We start from the raw sequence: 25606 nt of genomic DNA on the forward strand, positions 1-25606 counted from the left end.
TTCAGTCTAGAGCGCGCCAACCTCAACTTTCAGCTACTGGACACCTGAGGCTTCCCGGTCTTCTACGCAGAGGCAGGCCCTTTGGCGCCCGGGGACCTCCGGCGTAGCTGGCGAGGGTGTCGTTCAGCAGAATTTGCCACTGAGGGGTAGTTAACCGAAGTATTGCAGACGGAAATAGCCTGCAGGCCGAACGGCAGCAAAGGCCGATCACCAGTCCGTCACCGCTCCAAACCTTAGCTGGATCAGATGGCAAGCACACCAAGGAGAAATTTCCTGAACGTCAGCCACAGGCCGCCTTGAGCTTGGCCGCCTCCGTCACCCATGGATTGCCCCTGCCCTGCCAACGGACGATGCGCGTGTTGCGCTCCCGCTCCCAATCATCCACCGGGTAGGTCTTGGCCCAGGCACACATCAGCTTCTTGTCCTGGCTGCTCAAGTTCAGCTTGTAGGTTTCGTACATATAGAGCGTGATCCGAGCCGCCCGCCCACGGACTTCTGTCCGAGGCTGCGCACGGCGTCCCTTGAAGTCGACAATGGTCTGACACGCCCCGTACATAGGCTCCGGGTGCGAGGTCCAGGCGGAGTAAGGAAAGTTGCTCCGGTCACCATTCACCTCGCCCACGGCTGGCACTAGGTTGATCAAATCCCCCTCGGCCATCTGAAATACCGGGTCCGTCGCCGTGCAGTTCGCTCGCCCGCCGCTCTGCCAACACTTGCGTTGCTGGCCCAACACCCAGGCCGGCACAACATGCTCCCACTCAATGCGGCTGGCCCGCTCGAAGCTCTTCCTCGGCCGGTAGCCGCAGCCATCTAAATCGACAGCGTTGCCGCTGTAGCGGCAGCCGCAGTAGAAATCCTCTTCCATCCCCGCGAACACACTCGGCAGCACCTTCTTCGCGCCAGCGAAGTCTCGATGTCCGACGGCCTTCTTGCCATAAACGAGCGCAGAAAGACTGGAAGATGCCGTGCTGACTGACGGGGGCATCTTGATCGGCCTGGCCTGATCGGCGACAGGCCTTTCGGAAGGGATACGAACTGGCGGGAGGTATGGTGCAGACGTACAAGCGGCCAACAGGGTGGCGAACAGCAGCAAGGCATAGGGCATCGGCGGCAGTCTACGCAGAGGCAGCGCACCGGGCAACCTTAGCCTGGGACTCTCCCGGTCTGGTGACACCCGACTTTCAGCACGTCAAACCTCGCGCGATTGCGGAGACTCACTGCGCCGCTTGGCGGCCGTAGCCATTGAGGAATAGACAACGCCGCAGCGGGGGCACGCCTCAGTGGCGCCGAAGTCTCGGCTGGAGCGGATGTAGTGGCAACGGGGACACTGAACGACTTCCCCCGCGGCCAGCTGGTATTGGCTGGCGGCAGTCATCCTCGCGTGACCTCCGTAGCGCGGCGCGGGGCACATTTGCCGTTCGGAAGTCGATAGCCACCACCGCCCCGGCAGCCGCAGCCACTACAGGCCCTCATCAGCTCGCCGTGAAGCAGCCCGGCAAAAATCGAAATGCGCTGATCCACCCGCGACTCCCCTGCCTGGGCTGAGCCGCACAATCCGGTAACCAGCATTGCCACAAGAAACGCCTTCACGAGTTCATCCTCCTATCGACAGATCAAGGCATGACGCTATCAATACTGAATGCCATCGTCAAATAAATATTACATATCCATTTTCCGGCACCTGGGGAGTCCTTGGGGCTGTTGATGGGGGAATCTCAACAGAAACGGTGCGTGGCAGGATCGCATCAGCCTAAAACCTAGAGCCCGGCGCCCCGATGAAGTGACGCATGTCACTCATTTTGAGCTGAGCACTGCCATGACCCTGCTCGACGCGACAGGTATATTGGGAGCGGTCCCGCTCGCCAAACGCCGAATCGTGTATCGCCCAAAGACAGAAGAGTCGGATGACGCCATGCGTCAGCGCATCGTGCGCATTGCTCAGCGAAGCGGCATCGAGCTTGCTGTGAAATCCAGGATTCTGGATCCGCTGGGGATTGCGAATCTGCAGGTCGCGTCGCGGGAGGCGCTGTTTGCCATAGAGCAGATGCTTCACGTTCTGACCCTCTACGAAGCGCAGGGAGCCTGAGCATCATTTGCGCCGCAATTTTGTATGCGACTGTACATCCTGATTCGAGGTGCCCATAAGAGCGCCACGACGGCCAGCCTCTGCAGGGGTCAGGCCACAAACCAACACTCTTCCCGCTTAGGCGGGATTTTTTTCATTCGAAAGCTGGCCAAGGCCGTGAGCCTATCTTGGCCCTGTGATCGCGCATCGGATGTCGCCCGTCAGAACAGGGAGTCTGTCGCACGCGCAACCGACAGCGGATCGGGCTGCACCCGCAGAATATCCGCTTCGGTTGGCCTGAGCATCGCCCGCGCCGCCGCCTCCGATCTCGCGCGCAACCAGTCGCCCCAAGCATCCTCCGGCAGGATCACTACCGAGCGTTTTTCGTCCGCCGGCTTATGGAAACGCTGCATGACGGGGTGACCATCGGCATTGATGGTGAGCATCGACATCGACCAGGACGGAAGCCCACTCTCCTTGATGCCCCGCTCCCAGATGCCGGCAATCCCCATGGGCTTGCCGTCCGCGCGTTCGATCCGCCAACGGATTGCTTTCCCGGATTCGTAGCAGGGCTCGTAGATCGCGCTCGCCGGAATAATGCAGAGCTGGCCCCGGCGCCAGGCATCGCGGAAGGATGGCTTCTCTCCAACGGTTTCCGTGCGGGCGTTGTAGGTGGATCGCGTGATCTTCGCGTCCTTCGCCCAACTGGGAATCAGCCCGAAGCTCGCCGGTACCCACATTCGTGGCGCGAAGTTGGTGACGATGGGCACGATCGAGCCCGGGTAGGCCTCGCCATAGTCAAAGTCGGGCGGTGGCAGCGGGAGAGCCATGAGTTCTTCCCGCGCGGAAGGTCGGTAGTTCGCGCACATGGGCGAAGCGTACGCCCGACGCCCGCTACCGGGCCAGCACCACCGGCAGTTCGTTCCAGTTCGTCGTCCAGGCCGGTGACAAGCGCTCCCGGCGCATTCGCCAGTCTTGCTGCAGCCCCGTTGCGAGCGGCTTCAAGGTGCCCCGTCCCCAGCGGGCGTTGATCCGATCCATGGTGTGCATCAGCGCCGCCGATCTTGCCTCGGTGGCGTCGTCAGCCAGCAGACTGCCTTGCTGCCGCCGACGAGGCTCCAGCCCGGACAACAACACGCCGGCCTTTTGGTAAGCGAATCCGGGTCGGTAGATACGCTTGAGCCCTTCCAGGGCGGCGCCGATCAGTGCCCGGGTGTCGCTCGACGGTTCGGCCAGCGGCATCGTGATGCTCCGCTGGTACTGAGGATCCTGCGGCTTGAAGGGGTTGCTGCGAATCGACACGGTGATGGCCGCCGCCGTGCAGGCTTGTGCCCGGAGCTTTTCGGCGGCCCGGGTCGTGTGGCTGGCCACCGATTCAGCCAGCCAGCGGAAACGAAAGCGTGTTGAGGAGGTCTTCGGCTGGCTCAAGACTGTGGGCGGAATGAGAAAGAAGCGCTTCATCGGAAAAGCCCGAACCCAGATTGCCGCCTACCTGTCGGCGGCAGTGTACAACATGCTGCGGATTGCGAAATTGCGCCGCCGGGAGTGCGGCATGATGCGGCTCCCTGAATCGAGTGAGAGCCCATTTACTGGGCCATTCGATGGACATCTAATCGGGATTGAGAATCCAATTTCGGAAATGAGGTCATGAGAAGTCGAATGGTGGGGGCCACTGCTAGCGCCGTTTCTCAAGTTTGTGCACCGGCCTGCTAGCTTGCCCAGGCCGCCCGCGATGCGGACAAGCCCTTGCCTGGCAAGGATTGTCTTCCCCCTTCAATGCCCTGTTAAAACCGGTTGCCTCGCCACTATTTAACGCTAATTCTGTGAATTAGTACCAGTCACCTACTCTCAAGCAAAAGGGATGCGGTGTCGATACTTTTCCTGAGCTTACAGTGAATAACCCAAAGGCCAGCATCCTCCACAAACTAGGACTCCGACCGTGGTGGTGGTCATCTCCGTAACCATCCTTAATGCTATCTGCCCTCTATCTATCGTGAGGTTAAACAATACCAACTGGCTACTATTTGCAGCCAATTTCGCAGACTGTCCGACTGGTCAACCGACTCGCATGCGAATTCAAGGACCGGTGGAAGCGCATCATCTGTCCTGTCCATGACATCGCGCTCAATGAGAGGCCCCGATCATGCCCATCAAACCCTCCGCGCAAACTTACCGCTGTCCAGCCTGCAACTGGTCTAAGACCGTTGTCCCCAACGGCGACGCCCTCATACCCGGTGACATTTCCAGCGCATGCCCAAAATGCGGACACAAACAACTTGAATCTAAAAAAGCCTCAGCAATCTTAGAAGCCTTTACGTCGTTAATAGACGTAATAAGGCATTGAGCGTACCTCTGCAGAACCTGTGGTCCACTAGCCACTAAACTTCGCGCAATCAAATATATACACCCTCAATCATAAGGAAATTCCATGTACCTTAACATGCTCAAGCAAGAAGAAAAGTCGGCTTTCTACTCTTTGGCACACGCCTTGGCTGTTTCACACGAAGGCATATCCGAGGCAGAGCACAACGTTCTCAACAGTACCCTGCAGGAAATGGGAATTTCCAAGCCAGCTCAATTGCTAGACGTCAAGGAAGCCTGCACAGTTTTCGTATCAAATGCATCTAAAAGAATCGCGCTATTGGAGTTATTGCTGATTGCATTGGTGGACGATGACTTCGCCGACGACGAAGAAACCATGGTCAGCAAAATAGTTGATTACTTCGGTTTCGATACAAGCAATATCGACCGCGCAGCAAGCTGGGCGGAAAGCATCCTCGCCGGTCACAGGAGTGGCCTGCGCTTTATCCAAGGCTAGCAGTGGCATTTCCTTGCTCTGGATGTGGGCTCTGCTGTCATCACGTGGATAGAAGCGAAGTTACCCTTCCACTGGACCGCGGCGATGGTATTTGTCGTTACCTTGATTGTGTCAGCAATCGTTGCAGGATCTATACCAACCGCCCATTATTCTGCCGAATAGACGACTCCTTTCCTCTTTTCGCAGAAAAGATGACTCTTTCGGAGTTCTACCGCGTCAATGCTGACGTATGCAACTGGCTCCAGAACGAGCACTCGGCACCCACGTCAATGCGAATCAAACTTTCGGAGAAATAATCATGCCTATCCCGTTCATTATCGGTGGCGCCGCTCTTGCGGCGGGTCTCTTTGGCGCAAAAAAAGGCATGGATGCCAAGAAGAACTATGCAAAGGCCAAGAACCTAGTCGAAGACGCACTGGAAGACATGGAGGCATCCCAAAAGCGTCTGGAGAAACAAAGAGAGAGAACATCAAAGGGCCTGAAGAAACTTGGCGAGATTCGTCTAAATGCCGAAGCCGGACTGATGCGCAGGTTTGTCGATACGATCAAGCAGGTCAACAAAGTCACCTACAAACCTATCACTTTAGGTGGTGTTCAGGTCCACATTAGCCCTCCCGACTTGCAGGCGATGGAAGTTAGCTCCTATACAGCAGCCGATCTGCTCAAAGATGGCATTAGTGCCCTTTCTTCAGGGGTACTTACTGGCATTGGGGCTGGGGGGCTTGCATCCTCCATAGGAGTCGCTTCTACGGGTACGGCGATAGGAACTCTGTCGGGTGTCGCCGCAACAAACGCGACCTTAGCCTGGCTGGGTGGTGGCTCCCTGGCCGCCGGAGGAATGGGTATGGCGGGGGGAACAGCGGTACTCGGCGGAGCGATCGCCGGCCCTGTCATTGCTGTCATTGGCTACTCTGCTGCCAAGAAATCGGAGCGCGCCCTAAGCGACGCTTTCGAGAAAGAAGCTGAGATCCGGGAAGGAACGGAGCAGATCGAGAACGGCATTCAGGTTCTTTCCAGTATCAAAGAACGTTGTGACGAAATGTCCGAAGTCATTCTCGGCGTAGCTCAGCGCTTCAAACTCATTCTTGAAAAAGCGGAGTCGATGATGCAAGACAAGCACCAGCAGTTTGCCTTGCTGGAAGAAGAGGTTCAACGACGCAAAGAGGAAGATGACAGAAAGGGAGTGATTACCAAGGTTCTCAGCCGACTTCGCGGCAATAAATCTGGCTACAGCTACCCTGATCCCTTTGACTTCAACAACTTCTCGGAACAGGAGAAACAACTATATTCCATGCTGACCGCCTTCGGATACGCTCTCTACTCGTTGCTCAAAGTCAAGGTACTTGACGACGATGGCGCAGTCACAGAAGAAAGCACTGCTGCAGTGGAAGAAGCTCGCGACATCATTAGGAGTGCAGAATGAAAAATTCGTTGGGAAATTTGGTTGCCGGTTTCAATAAGATTGCTGGAGACCGAACTGGAACAAAATCTACCAAGGACAACACCGGTCCGAACTCGGGTAGCCCTTACAATGAGCATGCCACCCGCACAAGTTCGACATCCTTGATCAGCAGTCTCGGCGGCCTTCCTTCTCATGTGGCCACGGGGGTAACCGACGTCGTCAATAACGTCACTGACTACCTCAAAGTTGCCGAACAGGAGAAAACCAAGCGCACTGATATCAAGGCGCGCAGAGATGTTGCCTTGGCTTCAATCAAAGCGCAGCGCAAGGTCTTCTCGGAGCTAATGCAGTACACGTTTCAAGAACGTGCGGCAGTACTGCAAAAGCAGTTTGAAACGCTCGATAAAGCGCTCGAAAGCGGCAACGTCGAAGTGGCAGCTCTGTCATTGAACTCGATGGTCTCCGTCATTCAGTCCTCGCCTTTCAAGACCATTCAGGAAATGCAGCAAGCACTGGGAAACAAAGACTTCGTCGTTCGTCTGGAATAGCAGCTCGCGGTGCCCGTGGGGTGACGAAGGTCTTCACCAGCACCGGGGCGCCTAATCAGCTTGATGTTGTCGAAGTAGCAGACGTTGTACAACCTGCCGCTGAGGGCGCCGGAGCAAGGGTGGAATGGAAGTCGAACTGAAGGTGTTCGAGCAGGGTCGAGCGCGGCGACATCTCGATTTGCGTCGAGATCTGGTCTTCCGACTGCAACTGGTCCTTGGTCTCGGTGCCGACGATGATCAGTTGCTGGCGGAGCGCAGAGCGGCGGGGATGAGCTTGTCGGCGTTCATGTCGCCCTTGTTATGGATCGGGACCGTTTAGGAAACCCGGGGCGATTCATTCCTTCCAGGAGAGTGCCAAGAAGGACGGGGCGGCATGAACAAGAAGGCATTTATCACCGGCGCTAGCCGGGGCATTGGGCAAGGCAACGGCGCTAGCCTTCGCGTGAGCTAGTTACAATCTGGTCATCAGCGCCCGCACGCTGGAGACGGTGAGCGGCACTGCCATGCCCTGCATCGTTCTAACGGAACTGCCCTACCCGGCCGCCTAGCGGCGACCGCGACCGAGATACGTGATTTGCGCCGGTGAGTTCGGAAAATCCGCCTGGATCTGCTCAATGACATCGCGGTGCTGTCTGCTATCGAGGTGGCCCTGCGGGCATTCGGCCGGATCGTTTTGCTGGCGAACAATGCGGTCAACCAGGGAGTGACTTCAACCTGCCCTTCCTTTGACTGGAGCCCACGACCTTTAAGCGGGTGTGCCAAGGTTATGTGATGGTCCCCTTACTTGTTCACTCGGGCCATCGTCGCCGGGATGCTGGAAATCGGTGGCGGCAACATCATCAACGTGACCTACGGAGCGGGAGAGAGCGATCCCCCGGTTCCAGCCACGGGGGCTATGCCTACGGTGCCGGCGAGGCCCCGTGTCGCGCCTGTCGAGGGTGCTGGTCACCGAACTCGGCGGACAGGGCATCCGCGCCTTCATGCCAAACTCAAGGGAGTCGAAACGGAAGCTCTGCAGGCCACCATGGGGTGCAAGGCGTCCAAGCCCTCGGCGGCCGGGTCGCTCCGCCCCAGTTTCCCGCTGACGTCATGGTCTGGCTGGCCAGTTCAACAGAGGCCGATACCCTCCAGAAACGCACTCTGAACGCCCAGAGCCTGGCCCGGGAGCATGGTCTTTGGGGATGCGAAAGCGGAGCCGAGGATTGAGCCGCATGCCCTCGGTTTGTTGGTCGTCCCCTGATGTCGCAGTACTTGCTCAGTTTGCGACTTGTTTCCTCTGGCTCGCTATCCCGACTGCATCTGGGTGTCCCGCTCGTCTATGATTTCGGCTTGAAAACGGGATGAGATGATGACAGGTTCCAACACCAGCATTTTGATTTACCAAGCAGACGATGGCTCGGCCATGACCGAGGTCCGGCTGTCCGGCGAATCGGTGTGGTTGCGTCAGGAACAGATGGCACAGCTTTTTGGGCGGGAACGTTCCGTGGTGAGCAAGCACCTGCGCAACGTGTTTGCGGAGGGAGAACTGGATGAAGAAAGCAATGTGCAAAATTTGCACATTGCTAGTTCTGACAAACCGGTGAAGTTCTACAACCTGGACGTAATCATCTCCGTTGGCTATCGGGTGAAATCCCAGCAAGGTACTCGCTTCCGCCAGTGGGCCACCCGAACTCTGCGCGAGCACCTCAACCAAGGCTACACCCTCAACCGCCAGCGCTTTGAAGCCAATGCACGGGAACTCGAAGCTGCCCTGCAACTGGTGAAGAAGGCTTCCAAGAGCCCGGAGTTGCTGGCCGATACTGGGCGGGGGTTGGTAGATATTGTCACCCGCTATGCGCAAACCTTTTTACTGCTGCAACGCTACGACGAGGGGCTGCTGGCCGAGCCCCGTGAGCAACCGGGAGGTGTGCTGCCGACGCTTGACGACGCGTATGCAGCCCTGGCTCGATTGAAGGCCGACCTGGTGGCTCGGGGTGAGGCCACCGATCTTTTCGCCCGCGAACGAGAGGACGCCTTTGCCGCGCTGTTCGGCAACCTGGATCAGACCGTGTTCGGAGAGCCTGCCTATCCCAGCGTCGAAGCCAAAGCAGCCCACCTGCTCTACTTCGTGATCAAGAACCATCCATTTGCGGATGGCAACAAGCGCAGCGGCGCCTTCTTGTTTGTAGATTTCCTTAACCGCAACGGTCGCCTGCTTGATCCGACCGGTGCTCCTGTGATCAACGACATAGGGCTGGCAGCTCTGGCACTGCTGGTCGCTGAATCCAATCCAAACAACAAGGAAACAATGATCCGCCTGATCATGAACATGCTGGCAGGAGGATACGACGCGCCGTCATCCAACAGAGGATCATGCACATGACCATCAGCAGCTTGAGCAGCACGGCCCCCTCGATGCACTGGTCTGACTCAACGCGCAAGGGCGTCCTTCAGGGCTGGTACAGAGAACTGATCTGGGGAGAGCGGGTGTGCCGGAGACAACGACCACGCTCTCATCTATGACCTTGGCAGCACGCTGAAAAACGGGACGCTCCAAAGGCCTGCAGACGGTCCTAGATAAAGCCAGGAAAGCCCACAATTTTGGCGGACAGTAAATACTGTGTGTCAGACTAAAAATGCAATGACGTTGTTCGTCCACTTTGGCCGAACTGCAGTAAGCCTGCTTCCCTGAACGGTTGTTCACCCAACCTGAGCAGTAGCCTCTGGTGGCCATTGAGGGAAACAGCAAACCCCCAGATTTCAGCGGCGACGCTGTCACGACCAGCAAACCACCAACCAACGGCCTCTGCCTAAGGGACAGCAACCGGCATTTTGTCCCGTGTGAGGTATCGCTCGGTATAGCGCTCTCGGCCGCTGATTGTATCGACGGTGACCTGTGCCGGCCGGTCATAGACCTCCGCACCGAGCATAGCCAGTTCAGCCGCCAGATCGACCACCCCGGCCTTGTACCAGGCCTTGATGGGTCTCTCGGCGCTGCTGCCATCACTCCAGCGGTAGCCCTTCTCCTTCTTCAGCACATCCTTCTTGTCGAAAGGCGCGTTCTCCGCCCAGACACAGAACGTCCTGCGCGCGCTGCTCTCGAGGACGTGGGAGAGAATGGTGCGGGCACTGGGTCCCGTCTTGGTCAGGATAAACAGAAGGACCTCTGCATCCACCAGCGCCCGGTGCGCCCTGTAGAACACCCCGCCTAACTGGTAGGCCAGCCATTCGAGCTTGGCCGAGCCTGTCATCATTTCCTGCCAGGGTGCCTCCTTTTGAGAGCACGCCCACCACTTGCTCACGAACGAGGGAAAGCGACGTTCCAGAAAGCCGCGATCAAATGCAGCGTTATGGGCGATCACCACGCTAGCGCGCGCAATGGCCGCTTCGACCCGGGCCTCATCCAGAACCTGCCCCGCAACGTCGGCATCCTGAATCCCGGTCAGTTGGGTGATGCTCGCCGGAATCGGCATGCCCGGATCCTCGAAGCCGCTGTAGCGCTCCACGATGCGATGTACCTGACCAGTCTTTGCATTGAACTCGGCCAGCACAAATCCGAGGTCAATGATCTTGTCTGTCTCCTTGTTGAGGCCGGTAGTCTCGGTGTCGATGATCATCGCGATACGCAGTTGCTGCCGATCCACGCCATCGAGAGACGCATAGTGATCCGGCGCTATGAAGCGCCGGATCACTTTGTAATCGCCGGTCGCCTCCAACTGCTGGACGAGGATTTCATTGTCCATCGTGGATCGATCCTTCAGGCTGGGGCAGGCATGGGATGGAGGACGGAGCAATCAATGGACGAAGTAACAGGCACATGGCGAAGCGAGAGATGGGCACCGCGCTACCCCTGCGCACAGGCAACCCGTTCGCGGAGCGCCTTCCCCGGCTTGAAGTGGGGCCGATGCTTGGCGGGCACGAAGACTTGCTGCCCGGTTTTCGGGTTGCGCCCCATCCGTGGCGCAAGGGGGTTCACACCGAAACTCCCGAAATCCCGAATTTCAATCCTGCCACCACTGGCGAGGGCGGTCTGCATGGCCTCCAGAATGAGACTGACGGCCAAGACGGTAGATTTCTCCTGGAGTTCAGGGAAGCGTTTAGCAAGCCGCGCGTTCAGATCAGATTTAAGCATGACCGGATTTTACCCAAAACCTGCTGGGGCTCAGAAGCGCCGCACTTATCGCCTGCAGACCTGCCTGTCACTCATAAGACGATGACTGTCGCTGCCGGTCAGCGCAGCGGCATCTCGTCCTGCTGACAATACCTAAACTAGGCGCCAACCGCGCTGGCGCCTTCCAAGACTACCTGTCCAGTCCAACCCAAAGACCTCGGCACGATCCTAGTTTGAGTGCGCACTCTACGCTCGCTACGCGACACCCTATATCGCAACCTCGACCCACACTCTCCTCTCTGATCCGCATCGCCGAAGAGCGAGTCGGATGCGCTCCAGCACCTCTAAAGGTGGCACCTCTTGCGTCTGATGACCAGTTCCGGCAGCCCACAAACCCCGAAGGAAGCAACATGAAAACGCAGATCAGGATCATCGGTATCGGCCGCAACGGTTGCCGGCTGCTCGACGGCATGATGGCATGCGGCCTGCGCGAGGAACTTGCCACCGATGCGTTCCCAGCCATTGCAGAAATCCGTTACATCGCCGTCGAAACCAATATCGACACGCTGGGTTGCTCCAGCGCCGATGTGGGATTTTATGTAGGGGGCGGCTTCAGCAAGGACAGCGGACCAGAAGTCCTTGAAAGAATGGCGGCGCAGACCAGGGCAATCGTCGAGCATGTCATTCATGGCGCACATCTGATCCTGCTGCTGACTGGGCTGGACGACCCGCTGGAATGCGTTGCCGCCGCCGCGCTGGCTGAACTGGGGCGAGCCAAGAACATCTTGACGCTATCCCTGGTGAGCCTGACCCCCGTCGATGTGTCGAGGTCAAATCCTGCCGCGGCAGACCTCGCCCGTATCGAGGCAAGCTCCGATGCTTTGTACGTGTTTCCGGCCGACGACTGCGCCCCCCTCGGCAGCGCCGGCTTCAGCCCCGAAGAGGCGATCCCGACGCCCGCAGGCGACCTGATCAACTGCGCCAATGTCCTTGCCAAGTTTCTCTGCCAGCCTCACGGGAGGCGCGTCGGCTTCGACTTTCAGGACCTTCGCACGGCGCTCATCGGGTGGGACGAGGCCTTCCGCGCCTATCCGGAACAAGCCATTCAATCCAAGCATCGTTACCTGCGCTGGGTCGCATCGCTGGATACGCCGCCTGCGGAACTCGCTGCCGCAGCTATTGCAAGCCTGCCGCTGAAAAGCGCGGCCACGGTGTTGATGTACATCGAAGGAGCCCCGAGATTCTCGATGCCCCATATCCGTAACCTCGTGGCACCGATCGTTGCAGAGGCGCCGAACAACGCCTTCATCAAGTATTTCGTCGAAGTCGATCCGGGTATGCCGGAAGATGCCTTAGCGATCAGCCTCTACGTACGGACCGACCAGCCAATTCCCGTCTTGGCATCCCACGCCCCTTTCGCCCCATAAGGAATAGTTCGATGAAATAGGCCCTGAATGCCGGACCCAGGCTATCGCCGATTCGTCCACGCGACACACCCTGTCGTTTCTGACCGGACAATGTCCGCCATGAGAACGAAACCAGGCATGCGACTACTTTTCGACGACAGGATGTCGGGCGACTGTGATGTGCTTGCATGCACGTGGGACGCCGCGCAGGCATTGCTGCTGACTAGGGATTGGGACGCCCTGCACCTCGGCGTTGGACGGGGCCAGCCTACCCGGCAGGACGGATTGGCCCTAGTGGAGTGGGCCTTGGTCCACAACCGGCTTCCTGTCCGGGTCTTGCTGCTATCGAAGTCCGTCCAGGAACGACATCGCATCGGCACCGTGCTGAGGCGAAGCGGCTGGGCCTCGGCAGATGGACGCCGCTTTCTCAGGCTGCCTGCCGCCGACGAATCCGCACCCTATTTCCCGAGAATCCGGATCATCGGTGTGAACGGACCGGGCGGGGGTGTCACAGAACGGATGATCGCTGCACGGATCGGCGGCACCCGGATTCTCGTCGTTCAGCAGGAATTGCCGGTCGTCGAGCAAACGTACAGCCCGGTCGCTTCGGAGGACGCAGGAACACAAGCTGGCCGGGAGATGGCTGTGGGGGATGCGTACCATCCCCGTTTGCAGGAATGGCTCGGGGATGCGGATCTGGTGCTCATCGTGCCGGGACGTCTGGATGCCGCAAGCCTGGATCTCTCCGCCACGATCGCCGCCTTCGCGCGCGAGCAGGGAATTCTGACCCTGGCCATCGTCGATCCCCGCTCGGAGAATCCGGATGCTGCGAACCCAGGCTCGGTCAGGTGCTCAGGCTTGGCGTCCCAATGCGACGCGGTGCTCGAAATCCCGGACCACATCGCCGGAGTCACCACAAAGCGGGCCAGGACCCCTTCCCTCTTCGAAATCACGGCATACCTCGCAAGCTGCCTGGTGGACACCATGACGTTTCCGTCTTGGGTGAATCTCGATTTCATTGCATTTTGCTACGCCTTCCGGGGCACGAGCCGCATCCACACCGGTATTGGCTCGGCTGACGTTGACGATCGAGCGGTCGTGGCATCACTGGCTGCCATGCAGTCCCTTGCGCTGAACGCACCGAACCTGCGCCGGATGGATCGACTGGTTGTCGTGATTGATGCGCCGCGGGGTGGATTCGCGATGGACGAAGTTCAGGAGGTGGTGAGTACCATCGAAGCTTGCGCGTCACCTGAAGCATTCGTTACCTGTGGCAGCGTGCGAATTCATGGTGATGCGAGCCTGCACGTCATCGTAATGGCCGCGGAATTTGCCCCGCAGCCCTCCACGTGACGGTTTTAACAAGGACCGCAGCGGTGAACAATGATCGTGGACTCGCAATGCAGAAAGCCAGAGGGCATGGAAGGCATTCCGGATAGCGCACGAAGAGGTGCGCTACAGAAATGTACTGGCGGCCGACCACGAGCGCCTGCTGGCCTTCAACGTGCAACTCAAAAGATTGGAAGTGAGATTAAACCCCATGAGTGTTCTGATGAAGCATATCGACCGCGCAGTGGCTGCCATTCAGGCGGCCGACGGCCTGCTAATAACGGCCGGAGCCGGCATGGGTGTCGATTCCGGCCTGCCGGACTTCCGCGGCAACGAGGGCTTCTGGGCCGCCTATCCAGCCCTCGGCAAGAGCCGAACGAATTTCCGCACAATCGCGAGCCCTGCAGCCTTCCTCACGGATCCCCATCTCGCCTGGGGTTTCTACGGCCACCGCCTGAAGCTTTATCGCGACACCCAACCCCATGCCGGTTTCGCGATACTGCAGCGAATCGCCTCACAGATGCCGCATGGCGCCTTCGTGTTCACCAGCAACGTGGATGGGCAGTTCCAGAAGGCCGGGTTTTCCGAGATGCAGGTTTGCGAGTGCCACGGCTCCATCCACCACCTGCAATGCCTATCGCCGCGGTGTGAGTCAAGCATCTGGCCGGCCGGGGGATTTCTCCCGCGCGTCGATGTCGACGCCTGTCGGCTTGAATCTCCGCTTCCGCGGTGTAGCGCCTGTGGCAGCATCGCGCGGCCCAACATCCTGATGTTCAACGATGGGGACTGGCTCGAACAGCGAACCGACAGACAGACCACCCGACTGCGCGACTGGCTGGCCAAGGTGGAGAAGCTCGTCGTGTTAGAACTGGGTGCCGGCACCGCGATTCCGACTGTGCGCCATTTCGGCGAGCGCGCCGGTGGCACGCTGATCCGCATCAACCCGACTGAGGCGCAGATCGGCAAGCCGACGGCCGTGAGCCTGCCGCTGGGCGCACTTGCCGGCCTGGAATTGCTGGCAGGGAGGCTGGCATGAGAAAAGTCGCCGCCATTGCGGGGGGGATCTACGCATGAGAAAGGAACTGGACGACCTTCTGTGCGCACGCTATCCGGCGATTTTTCGGGACCGCCACGGATCGCGCCAGGAAACGGGCATTGGTTGGGGCTTCGAATGTGGCGACGGATGGTTCGCGATCATCGACGAGTTATGCGCCTTCATCGCCCGCCGTGCCGAAGAAACCGGCATCGACTTCAGGGTCAGCCAAGTCAAGGAGAAGACCGGGAGCCTGCGCTTCCGTTGTCTGGGCCATCACGACGAGCTCGTGTATGACAGGATCGAAGCGGCCCGGGAGCGGTCGATGGCGATCTGTGAAACCTGCGGGGAGTCGACTCTTCCGGCACATTCACATCCGCCCGTTCGGCCGCACTGATCATGAGGCGTCGGCGACGAGGTGCCATCGCCACGTCGAAAATCCAGTCGTAGCGAGGAGATCGCGTAGCATTCCGCATATCGAACCGACGGCAGACATCCATGACGGCGCATCTCCCCACTGCGTGGCCCATTTGCGCGACGACGCCGGACTGGTCCGAGATTTGGACGTTCTGGAGTGCCAGCGGCAATCCCTTCCGGATACGTTCGAGATCTTTCATAGCGTCGCCTGGCACTCGCTCGATCATGGCGTGGATCGCCACGGCAAAATCGATATCGTGGTGCTGAGCCCGAGCGGCAACATCCTGCTGCCGGAGGTGAAGGCAGACGATGTGATGCTGCGCGACAGGGAAGGGCTGAAGCTGTATGGCGGGCGCGAACACGACGTCGGCCGTCAACTGCGGGTGCAGTTCGCGGCGATGGTCCATCGCCTGAAGCAGGCGCAACTCAATGCCAGCGTCGGCAACTGCCTGGTCCTCCCTAACTACCGGGTCGGGGACCCTCGTCTGCAAGGACAACTTCCGCTGTCCGCGCGTGATATGCAGAATCAGTAATTCGCTAGCCCTGTCTACTTACCCAGTCGATGCCCGCGGCCCCTACGAAGGCGAACTGCTCGTCGAGTCGGTCTATCGCGTCAAGGGGCAGAGCGCGGCGGGAATCGCGCTGAGCGAAGTGGTTTTTTCTGAACTGGGGGCATGGCGCAGCACGAGCTTTTTGTCGGCCTGGCGCGTGCGCATCAGCCGTCGAAGTGGTGCTGTCGCGTCAGGCCGAGGTCTGCCTCCCTGAGACTCTGGTGTGCTGATTCGGGAAAATCTCCTTCATCCTGGCGCCACTGGGCTACCGTGCCTCGTTCAGGAATTTGACGCCATGATGCCCGACACTATTCACTCGCCGGGCTCAAGCTACTTGCTGTCCCCTCGTAAAGGGCGGCGGCCTTCGTCGTCTGGCTCGTCAGCACATCGCGCAGCTTCGTCGGCCCCAGCACTTCCACATTGTCTCCGCAGCCAAGCACCCAGCGCAGCAATTGCCCAGTGTCCGGAACGGTGGCCCGCACGCGGGCGCCGAAGGCGCTGCCATCGGGCTCATCCTCGATGCGCTGATCTTCCGACAGGGGGCAGTCGCGGAGCAGTTCGGCGACATAACCGCGCACTCGCAGGTCGAGCTCGATCTGGCGGTCCCCGGCAAAATCTCCCTGCCCTTTGCGAATGGCCTCCTTCAGATTGAAGCTCTCCGCGATACGAGCCGCGCCATCGCCCAGCTTGGCACGGATGAAACGGTGCAGCGCATACATGCGCACCGGTTCGCTCTCCTCATTCTTCAGGGCGAAAAGGTAAATTCGGGGCCCCCGCTGCAGCAGCGCCTGCGGGTGCAGCGTGGGATAGCTGAGCTTGCCGTCCCGATCCCGGTAGGCGGCCTGCAGGCTTCGCGACCGGGACAGGGCTTCGAGTGCAGCCGCCAAGGCCTCCTCGCGGATGTCGGCCGGCAGCAGGCGCTGGCTATCGCTGAGGATGCACAGTTTGTCCTCGCCTAGGCCGTACTCGTCGCAGTCCTCCCGCAACTTGGTCCAGATCCGCTCGAACCGGCGCTCCGGCAGGGCATCCCGGATCAGGGAGCCCATCAGCCGGCGGGCGTAGTCCCACATGCGCGGGTCGACCGCCTCGGCATCGACGAGGCGGCGATAACGCAGCGGCTTGCCGCCGGGATTGACCGCCTCGATGCGACGCTCCTTCACCAGCGCTTCCAGATCACGCTGGATCGCCCGTCGGCTCGCTTTCAGTTCGTACTCCCCGGCCATGCTGGTGAGAAGCCGTCCGGAGTCCGGACAGTCTTCCTTCTTCAGATGGACCGGAATCAGGCTCTCCAGCTGTTTTAGGCGATCGATACGGATCTGGTATTCGGCCATGCTCAACCCTCCTAGAAAGGCGTTCATCGTACGACAGATGATGTCGCATAGCCATGCTCCAATAGACTCGTCATACAGGGCATATACAGGAAGCACTCCCCGGAGCCGGCGAGCAGCCGCCACACACAGGAAGGAATGATGTTTTCGATTTTCAGACGCCAAGACGCAACGCCGCCGGAAGGCCGCATCGACATCCAAGAACTCTCTCTCGATCTGGATTTCGACGTGGAGCGGGAACTGTCCATCGAATCCGACTTCGAGCAAAGACACGATTTTCCGACAGCGCAGCCTCCTGCCTTGGTCGAAGCCGCAAAGCCTGCGCCGCGCCCCCCCGGCGTGATTCAGGGATCGCTGCACAGGCAGGCCGAAGACGAGATCCGCCGCGACGAGATTCTCCGGGGACAGCGCTGGAGCGACGAAGACCGGGCCCTGCTCGTCCAGCAGCGGCTGCGAGAACTCGAAGAGTTCGATAGCCTCATGGACGCGGAAATCGAACTCGACCGGCTCAGGCTGGAGGTGGAGTCCAGCAGGGAGGAACGCGCAGAGCGCAGACACGCGGAAATGCTGGAAGCCATCGAGCAGGGCCAGCCGTCGGAAAGACTCGTCAACTTCGTGCGCGCCCATCCGATTCTCGCGGGTTTCATTACCACCGGTTTTCTGGGAGGCAGGAAGAAGCCTTGAACGGCCAAGAAAGAGCATCGGCCTGAAGGCCGTAAATGATGGAATGTGTGATCCACCAGTCAAGAGATTGGCGGTGTTGGCCTGTTCTGAGTGCTGACCTACATACCGTATGATCCATATCGCAACCGGCCGCGAACCCACGGGATGCAGGCCATATCAAAAATGGAGCTTACTTTGTGATCAAGAGATCTTATCTGGAGCAGTCGGACGTGGACGATTTCATCAAGTGGTTCGCCACCAATGTTCACACCATTCCCGTCAGCCTCAACATCAAGGCTTCGCGATTCGTACCGACGGCGATCAACGTCAAGGTAAAGGGATTCCAGGCGGTGCATTCTCATTACTGCTGGAAATCGGTCGGAACGGGAAGTGGAAGCTGGGCATCCACCCTACCTTACCTGGCGACCCTGTCGAAGGCCCTGCAGAGCGCCGTTTCAAGTGCCAACGACGCTGCAGCCCTGGCAGCCTGCCGTGACATTCTGATCTGGGGAGGAAGCCGCTCGTGGAAAACAGGCGCCTGGCCCTTCCTGAACACCCTTCCCGGTCATCCCTCCGCCTCTGTGTGCGATTACATTCTGACAGCAGGCACAAGCTTGGCCCTTACGGGCGCCGACACCACGAAACTCGCACCTCCCGTCCTTCGCCTGAACGCCATGCTCAGCAAGGTTCATGCGCTGTACGCGGCAGACGGCTTGCCCATCTACGACTCCCGCGTTGCCGCCGCCATCTCCTCGCTGGTTGAATACTGGCGCGTCACTCAAGGCATAAGCAGCGCTGCACTACCCCCTGAACTAGACTTCCCTGCCACGCTTCCAACCCGGATGGTTTCAAGGCTTTTTCCAAAGACCCCCTACCGCCCCAGCCTCATCAATTACATCAGCCCCAACGCTGCCGGCGAATGGGCCAGCGCAAGCGTCAGGCTCGGCTGGATCATGGAAGAGATTCTGGCACGCAATGCCAAGCTTTTCGACGGCACGATGGCGGAAAGAATGCATGCTTTCGAAGCATCGCTCTTCATGATCGGCTATGACGTCCGCTGCATCGCCTGCGCTCTCCCAACCGTATCGACCACTGGCAACGCCCGAAATACCAAGCGGATACTGAAGGCATTGGTGCCGAAAACGCTGAATTTTGGACACACGATCTCCACCCTGAACGCTGACAAGGGAAACATTCTCTATGCGGTAGATGCAGACGGGAATATCAACGTCATCTGGGGAGATTTCCCATTTCAGATCGCCACGGAAACAATCAACGAATTCCTCGATTATTTCGCAAGCAGGAAAAACGTGCCCCTCGGCGCAAGTCAAACGGGCCCTCGCCCATCCGACTCCCTCGGCCAATGGCTCCTGGACAATGGCTGGCCTTCCGCCAGATACGCTTCCGCCATTGCCGCCATCTTAGTGCATCTTGGTCTGGTCAGCCGGTCCACCAAGCCTGGCAAGGGGATCCGGCTGGACTTTCCCGAGGTTGAGCAGGCGTCGGACTGAACGCTCATGCGCTCAGGCAAGCCCTGAGTGGGCTGCACACTGCAATTTCCCCCTGTCGTCCTGCGACCTCTCGCGAATATCGGCATCGACGAAGACGCACCGAAGAGCCTACTCTTCGACGAAGACCGGCTCGATTCGCCGCTCGCGGAACTGGCCACCGCGCTCAGGGAGCGTTTTCACAGCCTCAACGCCCGTCAGCGCTTCCAGCCCGGCGACGTGGTCGGCTGAAAGGCCGGGCTGAATAACCGCCACTGGCCCACCTACGGCAAACCAGCGATCGTCGTCGAAGTGCGCGACCCACTGCTCCTCGACACCGAGAAGGACTCGGGCGACGCCTACTCCATCACTCACAATCGACGCGAGCATAGAAGGACATAGGCGATGTCGTGGCCTACCAGCGCACCGGCACTCGCCAATAGAAAGGTCAATTGAATACCCATGGAGGCAATAACACCAATCGGCGCGGCACTTGGGATTGTTGAAGCATTGACATCGGCTTCCGTTGCAGCATGGGTGTCATTGCGACGAAATCACCTAGATCATGAGATTGAGCGTGCAAAGCTAGCCTCACAGGGAGCCATCTTACAACTCGACTAGCATTTGCTATCAGCAAATATCAGTAGCTTTATTGCCGCGATACGATCGCCTGCGCCATAACTATTAGTTCATCTTTATTTCCAATTTGAATGAGCTCCAGATGACTCGGCGAAAGCTCAGAGAGCAGCAGCGCCATACGAACCTCGGCCTCGACCACAACATCCCTAAACTCTGCCGCATAAAGCAGGAACCATCCGTCACCTTGATCGCAATCAGCCCCGAGGGGCCGAAGTAGCTCGATTCGCTTAGGAAAAGGAACCAACTTGGATGGGTTGTCAGTCGCTTTCGTCAATTCCTCCACAATGATTAACTCCGCGCGCCTCCTGTTTACCGCCTTCACTTTAAATCTAATCTTGCGGAAACGCTCCTCCGCTACATGCAAAGGAAAAAGAGGCGTGCTGATATCAATAACTCCGGACGGGAATGTAATAGAAATGGATCTACGTCTTCGGATAAAGAACAGCCTCCATAGTTCCCGATCCTGCTCCGACAATGCATCAAGAGCGCCGACTCGCTCTTGGTCCGACATGGTGACAAGTCTCAATGCCACGCCAGCGAGCGTCCCAACTCGAATAACGTTGAACTCCGCTTCATCCTTAAGGCGTGCCAATTCAGCACATAGGTTACCCAAAATCGACTTTTCTTTGTAACGAGGCTGCGTAGCCTCACCAAAAGGCAAAGTAATTTGGGGGGTTTCGACGAGGTCGAAAGAAAGCCAAAAAAAGCCCTCCCCGCCGGCGAGTCGCTCCTGAAGTACGCCACTCCGAAGCAATGTCGCCGCAGAGGGCATGGTGGCACGAATAACTCGGTAGACCCCCTCCTTGCGCCTCTGCATTTGCGTATCGGACAGCCCAGGCTTTTCTGGCCCGAGCGGCAACGAAAAGGCCTCAATTTTTTCAGACATTGCACGCTCCTTATTTATCTGAGGCCAAGACTGATTGGCACTTCAATAATCTTTGACAGATTGCAGCGCCAAACATCAATACATGTACGCCAGCCATACCCAACGCTGCGCTGGGACCGAGTTGCTCATTGTTCTGGCGTCCCTGCGGTGACGAAGCGAGCGAAAGATAAATTTTAGGCCTGCCTTGTCGAGACTGGACTATTTCTCCATATGGCATGACACCGCCTCCACCGGCGAAAAGTGCTTCGACTCCAGTCTCGACTCTTATGTCCAGATTTTCAGTCCCGCGTATTACCAGAAACGATCTAGGGCACTCTGCCGCGTCAAACAATGCCACTATCCCGGCCGCAAGAGCAGGATATTCAAGCGACAAATAGCCGTGGCTATAACAGCGCGCCCACGACTCCACCCCTTTTACAGCCACTTCTCTTTGGATTCCGCACTCCAAATAGTTGTACAGAAAGGCGACTTTGTCTTGACCTGCACGGCAACACCGGATTCGATCGCCAGTCGGCCCGTTCAGCAACTCTCCGAGCAGAGCGATCGTATTCCCTTCGCAAAGACCTCGGATATGTCTCCCCAGCTCCCCTATATCCAATAGAACTCCGAGAGCAGCATCCGCAATTGAAGCAACCTCTTCCAAGTCCCGCCCGCTGCGCAGCGCAATCACTTCTGATGAGTGGCCAAACCAAATATCACTTAAAACATCCAGCACATCTCCCAGTTGAATTGGTCGACCATTGCCGCAAAAAAGTGGGTTAATGGCTTTAGCCATCTCTTGACTGCCTTGTGCTGAGCACGCAAGGAGAGACGGTGCAGCTTTCCGGATAACTTGCAAGGCAACCTCGCCCTTAGATATGTCGCTATTGCACCTACGCCGCCGTGAGCACTCCTGACGGTATGCATCATGCGATATACCCACATGGCCTCGTACTGCCGGCCACCGAGCCAGATACTTAACCATCGCCTTGTCCAACTCGCGGCGCAGCCATTCCTCGGCGAAATGGAAGTAGTTTGTAAAACCGGTACAGGGGGATTCGTGCCCTGCAGCCGCCGCGCCGATCTCAAAGGGATTAATGTCCACCTCATTTTTTATTGCCTTAGTGGCCGCGAGCCAAGAAAACGATATGTGAGTGTGCGATAAAACGTGTGTTGCCATAGTAGGGTCGCCACTTACCGACTTGAGCAGCCTATTAAGCGCCAAATACAATTTACCTATGCAATACCGCTGTTCTGGACGATACGGATCACCAAAAAGATAATCACCAGGCAATGCGCCTTCCCGAGTACGACGAGCCAGCCATTCCCGCAGCAAGCAGATGGCTGGCTCACTCTTTAAATCCTGCACACGTTTCCCGGCGACCGTCTTTACCCCGCCGTCACTTTCACGTGTAGCGATTTCTATCGTGGCCCCACCACCTTTTAGGTCCAGATTGCAGACTCTCAAGTTCAGGAGCTCGGTCGCTCGAATCCGGATATTTGCAAGAAGCTCGAAGGCGACAACGATCTGAGCGTGCAGACGTGAATCCATACAAGATCCTTCTGCGAGCCAAAAGCGTATCAGCCTCACCTCATGAGGCCAGATGACATTTGCCTTTGGCATCGGCTGCGGAACCCGCTTGTACAGGGACACCCGCAAGTTGACTACATCCAACCAACATGTAGCAAAAAAATGCCAACTGGCCAGCGCAGATGCTAGGGTGCGCGCCCGACTCGACGATAGCCCCTCCAGCATTCCGAGATATATCTTTGCAAATTCAGACGCAGTCAGGTCTTCCAGGGCTCTTTTGCGAAACGCTGTCAGCAGCTTATGTGCCGCTGCAGCAACATAACTCGCCGCAGTGACGGCTTTAAGGACGGACTTTGAGCGCGTCCCCGACTCAAGGAGGTCAATGACCCAGGCGACGATCAACGCGGCGGTAGGGCCAGCCTGCTGCGCTCTGGACGCGAGAGCCACGCAGGCTCTCAGCATCCTTTGTCTATCATCGGTATTGGAAAGAGACCTGTTGCGCCTACATACCTCAATCAATTCGGCGATAAGCCAAGATCCATGATCCGAACCCATTGGATCAAGATAAGCCCCAAGTGCCAGCGCAAAGCCATCGCCAACACCTCCCACTCGATGTCCGGTTTCAGAACCACCGAGGGCAAGCCCGCACTCCTCCCGTGCCAGCACGGCGCGTGGTAGGGATGCGATTGGTGCAGTTCGAGTACAGTGCCCATAAAGAGGGTCGGACAGATTCTCCCTAAGCCATGCTCGTGCATCAGCAAACAATAGTTCAAACGTATAACGTGGATCAATCGATTCTTGTAGCACCCGACATAGATCATCCCTTACGCCAGCTACATCCACCTTACCCAAGCGGGGCAATGCCAAAGCGGCCTGCGTAAAGACACTCACATGGCGACGGTTTCCACAGGCGGAAGCGTCAAGCCAGTCAAGGCAATACTGCCCGTGCCAGGAATAGATACCATCGAGGTTATCAATCGCGCGATCAAGATCCTCGCTCGTCGCGATACCATCGTACAAAACCAAGCTGATGGCAATGCGCACAGCAGCGTTGGGAAAATGCAACTCACCATGCAGCATGCATTCCATAACGTGCGCAAAGCGCGCGGCGGCGTGCGATTCAAGAGGCACCGATCGATAGTGGGTACGCCCCACGTTATCCTTTCCAATTTTATTAGAAAGGTTTTTCGTATCGAACGAGGCTTTCGGAAAATTCATCTTCTTCATAGCTATCCTCTTCACGCTTTCGCAACGATCCCAGGGACCGACTTAATACCCAGCGACTCGAAGAGCCTTTCCTGCCAGAAGGTTATTTCCTCCGCGACATCAGCTAGCTTGTCCTCATTGGTTGAGCAATGCGCCTCAACCCCAAGCGTGATATGGCGCATGAGGACATCAATGCGCGAGCTACGAACCCCCACATCTCGAAGCTCGCACTCCCATAGATGACGGCCGAGATCTCCCGAGAAACGGTATTCCGATGGCCACCAGTTCCTCAGCGCGGCGCTGCCTAGCGGCACCGTCAGATAGACCTCAGGGTCGATCTCAAAAAATAGTGGATACAGCTCGCCGCCCAGAAAATTATTCAACATCCTCGTCAGCTCGTCCGTCGCGGGATCCTGTAAGTTCTTAAGCCGACGCTCGAGTGCTTCGCAATGCGCCCTCCACAACCTGAGTTGGTCACGGAGCACTTTATTGATGGGGACTTTCATTTCGCCCGGATAAATTCCCACCTGTTTGTCAAACAAGCTGGCAAAGGCCGCCTCAAGACAAAGGTTGTGGTTGGTGAACCTGAGCTTGTGCACTTCCCGCGTCGCTAGGCACAACACAGCGAGAGACGCGCACAGGCGAGCAAAGCTGTTGTGATGATCGATAAGGCGCGCTGAAAGACAATGACGCCCTGGAACGCGTGACGCGACATCAGCAACCATCCAGCAATACCAGGCCTCCAGTGCCGCCCTTGTCGGTACAATCCTCGACCCCACGGGTAAGCCCGCGACAATCGGCACGGTGGTCCCCCAGCCCAAGCAATCGAACAACACGATGCTTGCAGCCCATATTTCCTCTCGCCGGACATGGCAGTAATACATCTTTGAGCCGGGCACGACCGAAAAGTCGTTAGCCACCAAGGCAGCAGACAGGCGATCAACACCCAACATGACCGCCAATGGCGCGGCAGCGGTTAGAAATCGCTTGGTTGTAGGGGCCAGTGCTGACGCCCCTGCCGCGAGCGTCAGTTGACGACCCGAAATCGATGCACCTGGGAGCAATTCAGCGAGCACTTTGGCTTCGGGATGCATGGCATGCAGCGCCTTAAGGCACGACGACAGGAAAGTCGGCAATGGTTTGACCGCCATCCGGTTCGCAGCCCGAAAGCAAGTTGCCCCCGCCGCCGGGATTGCAGCCTGCGGAAACAGGGGATCCAAATTGGTAATGATGACTCCCGCATCGATGTCCAGCCTCATCAGCCAGCTGTCGTCTCCCCGACAACTGGTGATTGGTAGGCTTTGAGTTAAACGCAGGCTCAAGCCCGTACAGAATGCAACCATCGTAAGAAGCGCCGTATGATCGTGCTGCTCACCCTGCTCCATCAATATCGCTGCCGATGCCTTCAGCTGCCCAATAGTCTGATGGCGACGGTCAAGAATGGCTTGGCGCTGCCGAGGCGGGGAGTAACGGGCTTTACGCGCCAACTCGTAGCCGGCAGCAATGTCAAACAGCCGAACGGGATTACCGCCCAGGGGATCAGGTGATTCATCTGCCTCAAATAATCGGGCAGCCTTGGCGCGCGTTTTCACGTAGGTCGCGCTCCAATTGGTATCCGCCCCCACTTTCGGTGCGAGGCCGAAGAGTTCCGGGGTCAGTGTGCGACGGATGTCCTTAGCAAAGCCCGCCCTGAAACGTTGAGCCGTTGCCAGGCATGATGCAATTTCAACACCTGCGGCAGCACGAGCATTGACGATGTCCTTGTCTTTCAGTGCCGCTAGCGTCAGGCAAAGTGCATAGGGTGCATGCGCAGCCAGGCGCCGCAGAAGAGGTTGCTCCAAGTCACGTCCGTAAGACACGCCGGGGAATTTAGTTCGAATGTCATCTTTCAGCGCTTCAAGACTGCGCTGGACTAGGTGAAACGTGGGTGACGGCTTCGCAAGCGTGAAGCCATAGCTCGCAACGACTTCACAGACGGACTCAACCACAGCCTTAATGCACGGGATATCCGCCGGTGCATTAAGCACATGCAGCAACTGGAGCAAGGTACATGCGCGCTCAGCCTCAAGTTGAGATTCCAATTGATGAAGTGAAATTGTGGCGCCTTCAACATGGAAGGCAGCAGCGCGTTTCAAAATGCTCATACGAATCTCCAGTTGAAAAATATAAAGGGCCCCGCCGCCGGGAGGTGGACGTAATAACGCCTCGTCCAAGATAACGAAATTATG

General features: G+C 58.0%; 23 protein-coding genes and 1 pseudogene. 15 read left to right on the forward strand and 9 right to left on the reverse strand.

Annotated features, from left to right (window positions below):
- Nucleotides 1-280 precede the first annotated feature (280 nt).
- Entirely contained in the window at nucleotides 281-1105 is an 825-nt protein-coding gene (locus tag ETQ85_RS14300; protein ID WP_148579754.1) for an endonuclease, read from the reverse strand.
- A 711-nt stretch (nucleotides 1106-1816) separates the two neighbouring features.
- Here ETQ85_RS14300 and ETQ85_RS14305 point away from each other — a divergent pair.
- Nucleotides 1817-2086: a hypothetical protein gene (locus tag ETQ85_RS14305; RefSeq protein WP_148579755.1), complete on the forward strand. Its 270-nt coding sequence runs from the start codon at nucleotides 1817-1819 to the stop codon at nucleotides 2084-2086.
- A gap of 200 nt (nucleotides 2087-2286) precedes the next feature.
- Here the strand turns inward: ETQ85_RS14305 and ETQ85_RS14310 are convergent, their stop codons facing one another.
- Together ETQ85_RS14310 and ETQ85_RS14315 are read right to left on the reverse strand one after the other, a co-directional pair.
- Entirely contained in the window at nucleotides 2287-2895 is a 609-nt protein-coding gene (locus ETQ85_RS14310; protein ID WP_246128771.1) for an SOS response-associated peptidase, read from the reverse strand.
- A 64-nt stretch (nucleotides 2896-2959) separates the two neighbouring features.
- Nucleotides 2960-3526, reverse strand: a complete 567-nt coding sequence (locus ETQ85_RS14315) for a DUF4113 domain-containing protein (RefSeq protein ID WP_148579757.1) — start codon at nucleotides 3524-3526, stop codon at nucleotides 2960-2962.
- On the opposite strand from ETQ85_RS14315, the pseudogene ETQ85_RS26955 reads away from it, so the two are divergent.
- The 6 genes and pseudogenes from ETQ85_RS26955 to ETQ85_RS14360 all read left to right on the forward strand — a co-directional run.
- Nucleotides 3447-3611 (forward strand): annotated as a pseudogene (locus tag ETQ85_RS26955) (transposase); the annotation flags it as partial. The gene ETQ85_RS14315 and the pseudogene ETQ85_RS26955 sit on opposite strands and share 80 nt — an antisense overlap.
- An 882-nt stretch (nucleotides 3612-4493) precedes the next feature.
- Entirely contained in the window at nucleotides 4494-4883 is a 390-nt protein-coding gene (locus tag ETQ85_RS14330; protein ID WP_148579759.1) for a TerB family tellurite resistance protein, read from the forward strand.
- A 298-nt stretch (nucleotides 4884-5181) separates the two neighbouring features.
- On the forward strand, nucleotides 5182-6306 hold the full coding sequence (locus tag ETQ85_RS14340) for a hypothetical protein (protein WP_148579761.1): 1125 nt from the start codon (nucleotides 5182-5184) through the stop codon (nucleotides 6304-6306).
- Nucleotides 6303-6833, forward strand: a complete 531-nt coding sequence (locus ETQ85_RS14345) for a hypothetical protein (RefSeq protein ID WP_148579762.1) — start codon at nucleotides 6303-6305, stop codon at nucleotides 6831-6833. Before ETQ85_RS14340 ends, ETQ85_RS14345 begins: the two co-directional genes overlap by 4 nt.
- A 124-nt stretch (nucleotides 6834-6957) precedes the next feature.
- Nucleotides 6958-7152, forward strand: a complete 195-nt coding sequence (locus tag ETQ85_RS14350) for a hypothetical protein (protein ID WP_148579763.1) — start codon at nucleotides 6958-6960, stop codon at nucleotides 7150-7152.
- A gap of 1026 nt (nucleotides 7153-8178) precedes the next feature.
- Entirely contained in the window at nucleotides 8179-9195 is a 1017-nt protein-coding gene (locus tag ETQ85_RS14360) for a virulence RhuM family protein/type II toxin-antitoxin system death-on-curing family toxin (RefSeq protein WP_222862171.1), read from the forward strand.
- 427 nt (nucleotides 9196-9622) lie between these two features.
- On the opposite strand, the gene ETQ85_RS14365 is transcribed toward ETQ85_RS14360, so the two are convergent.
- Nucleotides 9623-10606, reverse strand: coding sequence for a 3'-5' exonuclease (locus ETQ85_RS14365; RefSeq protein ID WP_281283094.1), 984 nt, complete (start codon nucleotides 10604-10606; stop codon nucleotides 9623-9625).
- A 50-nt stretch (nucleotides 10607-10656) separates the two neighbouring features.
- Complete coding sequence (locus tag ETQ85_RS14370) at nucleotides 10657-10944, reverse strand: integration host factor subunit beta (RefSeq protein ID WP_148579766.1); 288 nt, start codon at nucleotides 10942-10944, stop codon at nucleotides 10657-10659.
- A gap of 389 nt (nucleotides 10945-11333) precedes the next feature.
- Here ETQ85_RS14370 and ETQ85_RS14375 point away from each other — a divergent pair, with 389 nt between their 5' ends.
- The 5 genes from ETQ85_RS14375 (at nucleotide 11334) to ETQ85_RS14395 (ending at nucleotide 15641) form a co-directional block, all read left to right on the forward strand.
- Nucleotides 11334-12350, forward strand: coding sequence for an FtsZ/tubulin family protein (locus tag ETQ85_RS14375; RefSeq protein ID WP_148579767.1), 1017 nt, complete (start codon nucleotides 11334-11336; stop codon nucleotides 12348-12350).
- A 117-nt stretch (nucleotides 12351-12467) separates the two neighbouring features.
- Nucleotides 12468-13682 (forward strand): FtsZ/tubulin family protein, encoded by a 1215-nt coding sequence (locus ETQ85_RS14380; RefSeq protein WP_148579768.1) that lies wholly within the window; start codon nucleotides 12468-12470, stop codon nucleotides 13680-13682.
- Between the two features lie 199 nt (nucleotides 13683-13881).
- On the forward strand, nucleotides 13882-14694 hold the full coding sequence (locus ETQ85_RS14385; protein WP_148579769.1) for an SIR2 family NAD-dependent protein deacylase: 813 nt from the start codon (nucleotides 13882-13884) through the stop codon (nucleotides 14692-14694).
- A gap of 34 nt (nucleotides 14695-14728) precedes the next feature.
- Entirely contained in the window at nucleotides 14729-15088 is a 360-nt protein-coding gene (locus ETQ85_RS14390) for a hypothetical protein (protein WP_148579770.1), read from the forward strand.
- Nucleotides 15089-15221: 133 nt separating this feature from the next.
- Entirely contained in the window at nucleotides 15222-15641 is a 420-nt protein-coding gene (locus ETQ85_RS14395) for an NERD domain-containing protein (RefSeq protein ID WP_148579771.1), read from the forward strand.
- A gap of 326 nt (nucleotides 15642-15967) precedes the next feature.
- Here ETQ85_RS14395 and ETQ85_RS14400 read toward each other — a convergent pair whose 3' ends face one another.
- Entirely contained in the window at nucleotides 15968-16990 is a 1023-nt protein-coding gene (locus ETQ85_RS14400; RefSeq protein WP_148579772.1) for a helix-turn-helix transcriptional regulator, read from the reverse strand.
- Nucleotides 16991-17128: 138 nt separating this feature from the next.
- Between ETQ85_RS14400 and ETQ85_RS14405 the strand changes: the two genes are divergently transcribed.
- From ETQ85_RS14405 to ETQ85_RS14415, 3 genes are all read left to right on the forward strand, one after another.
- The gene (locus ETQ85_RS14405) at nucleotides 17129-17671 is read left to right on the forward strand and encodes a hypothetical protein (protein ID WP_148579773.1); all 543 of its coding nucleotides are present in this window, start codon (nucleotides 17129-17131) and stop codon (nucleotides 17669-17671) included.
- Between the two features lie 209 nt (nucleotides 17672-17880).
- Nucleotides 17881-19161, forward strand: coding sequence for a hypothetical protein (locus ETQ85_RS14410; RefSeq protein WP_148579774.1), 1281 nt, complete (start codon nucleotides 17881-17883; stop codon nucleotides 19159-19161).
- Nucleotides 19162-19188: 27 nt separating this feature from the next.
- Nucleotides 19189-19389 (forward strand): hypothetical protein, encoded by a 201-nt coding sequence (locus tag ETQ85_RS14415; RefSeq protein WP_148579775.1) that lies wholly within the window; start codon nucleotides 19189-19191, stop codon nucleotides 19387-19389.
- A gap of 397 nt (nucleotides 19390-19786) precedes the next feature.
- Here ETQ85_RS14415 and ETQ85_RS14420 read toward each other — a convergent pair whose 3' ends face one another.
- From ETQ85_RS14420 to ETQ85_RS14430, 3 genes are read right to left on the reverse strand one after another with little or no spacing between them, the layout of a single operon-like run.
- Nucleotides 19787-20662, reverse strand: coding sequence for a hypothetical protein (locus ETQ85_RS14420; protein WP_148579776.1), 876 nt, complete (start codon nucleotides 20660-20662; stop codon nucleotides 19787-19789).
- A 10-nt stretch (nucleotides 20663-20672) separates the two neighbouring features.
- Nucleotides 20673-23399, reverse strand: a complete 2727-nt coding sequence (locus ETQ85_RS14425; RefSeq protein ID WP_148579777.1) for a site-specific integrase — start codon at nucleotides 23397-23399, stop codon at nucleotides 20673-20675.
- 11 nt (nucleotides 23400-23410) lie between these two features.
- Nucleotides 23411-25591, reverse strand: coding sequence for a hypothetical protein (locus tag ETQ85_RS14430; protein WP_148579778.1), 2181 nt, complete (start codon nucleotides 25589-25591; stop codon nucleotides 23411-23413).
- Nucleotides 25592-25606 lie beyond the last annotated feature (15 nt).

Source organism: Zoogloea oleivorans (genome assembly GCF_008107625.1).
Taxonomy (GTDB): domain Bacteria; phylum Pseudomonadota; class Gammaproteobacteria; order Burkholderiales; family Rhodocyclaceae; genus Zoogloea; species Zoogloea oleivorans.

What these genes read in the sequence shown, in the direction of transcription:
- ETQ85_RS14300 (WP_148579754.1), bottom strand. Translation starts at nt 1,105, where the DNA reads ATGCCCTATGCCTTGCTGCTGTTCGCCACCCTGTTGGCCGCTTGTACG.
- ETQ85_RS14305 (WP_148579755.1), top strand. Translation starts at nt 1,817, where the DNA reads ATGACCCTGCTCGACGCGACAGGTATATTGGGAGCGGTCCCGCTCGCC.
- ETQ85_RS14310 (WP_246128771.1), bottom strand. Translation starts at nt 2,895, where the DNA reads ATGGCTCTCCCGCTGCCACCGCCCGACTTTGACTATGGCGAGGCCTAC.
- ETQ85_RS14315 (WP_148579757.1), bottom strand. Translation starts at nt 3,526, where the DNA reads ATGAAGCGCTTCTTTCTCATTCCGCCCACAGTCTTGAGCCAGCCGAAG.
- ETQ85_RS14330 (WP_148579759.1), top strand. Translation starts at nt 4,494, where the DNA reads ATGTACCTTAACATGCTCAAGCAAGAAGAAAAGTCGGCTTTCTACTCT.
- ETQ85_RS14340 (WP_148579761.1), top strand. Translation starts at nt 5,182, where the DNA reads ATGCCTATCCCGTTCATTATCGGTGGCGCCGCTCTTGCGGCGGGTCTC.
- ETQ85_RS14345 (WP_148579762.1), top strand. Translation starts at nt 6,303, where the DNA reads ATGAAAAATTCGTTGGGAAATTTGGTTGCCGGTTTCAATAAGATTGCT.
- ETQ85_RS14350 (WP_148579763.1), top strand. Translation starts at nt 6,958, where the DNA reads ATGGAAGTCGAACTGAAGGTGTTCGAGCAGGGTCGAGCGCGGCGACAT.
- ETQ85_RS14360 (WP_222862171.1), top strand. Translation starts at nt 8,179, where the DNA reads ATGATGACAGGTTCCAACACCAGCATTTTGATTTACCAAGCAGACGAT.
- ETQ85_RS14370 (WP_148579766.1), bottom strand. Translation starts at nt 10,944, where the DNA reads ATGCTTAAATCTGATCTGAACGCGCGGCTTGCTAAACGCTTCCCTGAA.
- ETQ85_RS14375 (WP_148579767.1), top strand. Translation starts at nt 11,334, where the DNA reads ATGAAAACGCAGATCAGGATCATCGGTATCGGCCGCAACGGTTGCCGG.
- ETQ85_RS14380 (WP_148579768.1), top strand. Translation starts at nt 12,468, where the DNA reads ATGCGACTACTTTTCGACGACAGGATGTCGGGCGACTGTGATGTGCTT.
- ETQ85_RS14385 (WP_148579769.1), top strand. Translation starts at nt 13,882, where the DNA reads ATGAAGCATATCGACCGCGCAGTGGCTGCCATTCAGGCGGCCGACGGC.
- ETQ85_RS14390 (WP_148579770.1), top strand. Translation starts at nt 14,729, where the DNA reads ATGAGAAAGGAACTGGACGACCTTCTGTGCGCACGCTATCCGGCGATT.
- ETQ85_RS14400 (WP_148579772.1), bottom strand. Translation starts at nt 16,990, where the DNA reads ATGGCCGAATACCAGATCCGTATCGATCGCCTAAAACAGCTGGAGAGC.
- ETQ85_RS14405 (WP_148579773.1), top strand. Translation starts at nt 17,129, where the DNA reads ATGTTTTCGATTTTCAGACGCCAAGACGCAACGCCGCCGGAAGGCCGC.
- ETQ85_RS14420 (WP_148579776.1), bottom strand. Translation starts at nt 20,662, where the DNA reads ATGTCTGAAAAAATTGAGGCCTTTTCGTTGCCGCTCGGGCCAGAAAAG.
- ETQ85_RS14425 (WP_148579777.1), bottom strand. Translation starts at nt 23,399, where the DNA reads ATGAAGAAGATGAATTTTCCGAAAGCCTCGTTCGATACGAAAAACCTT.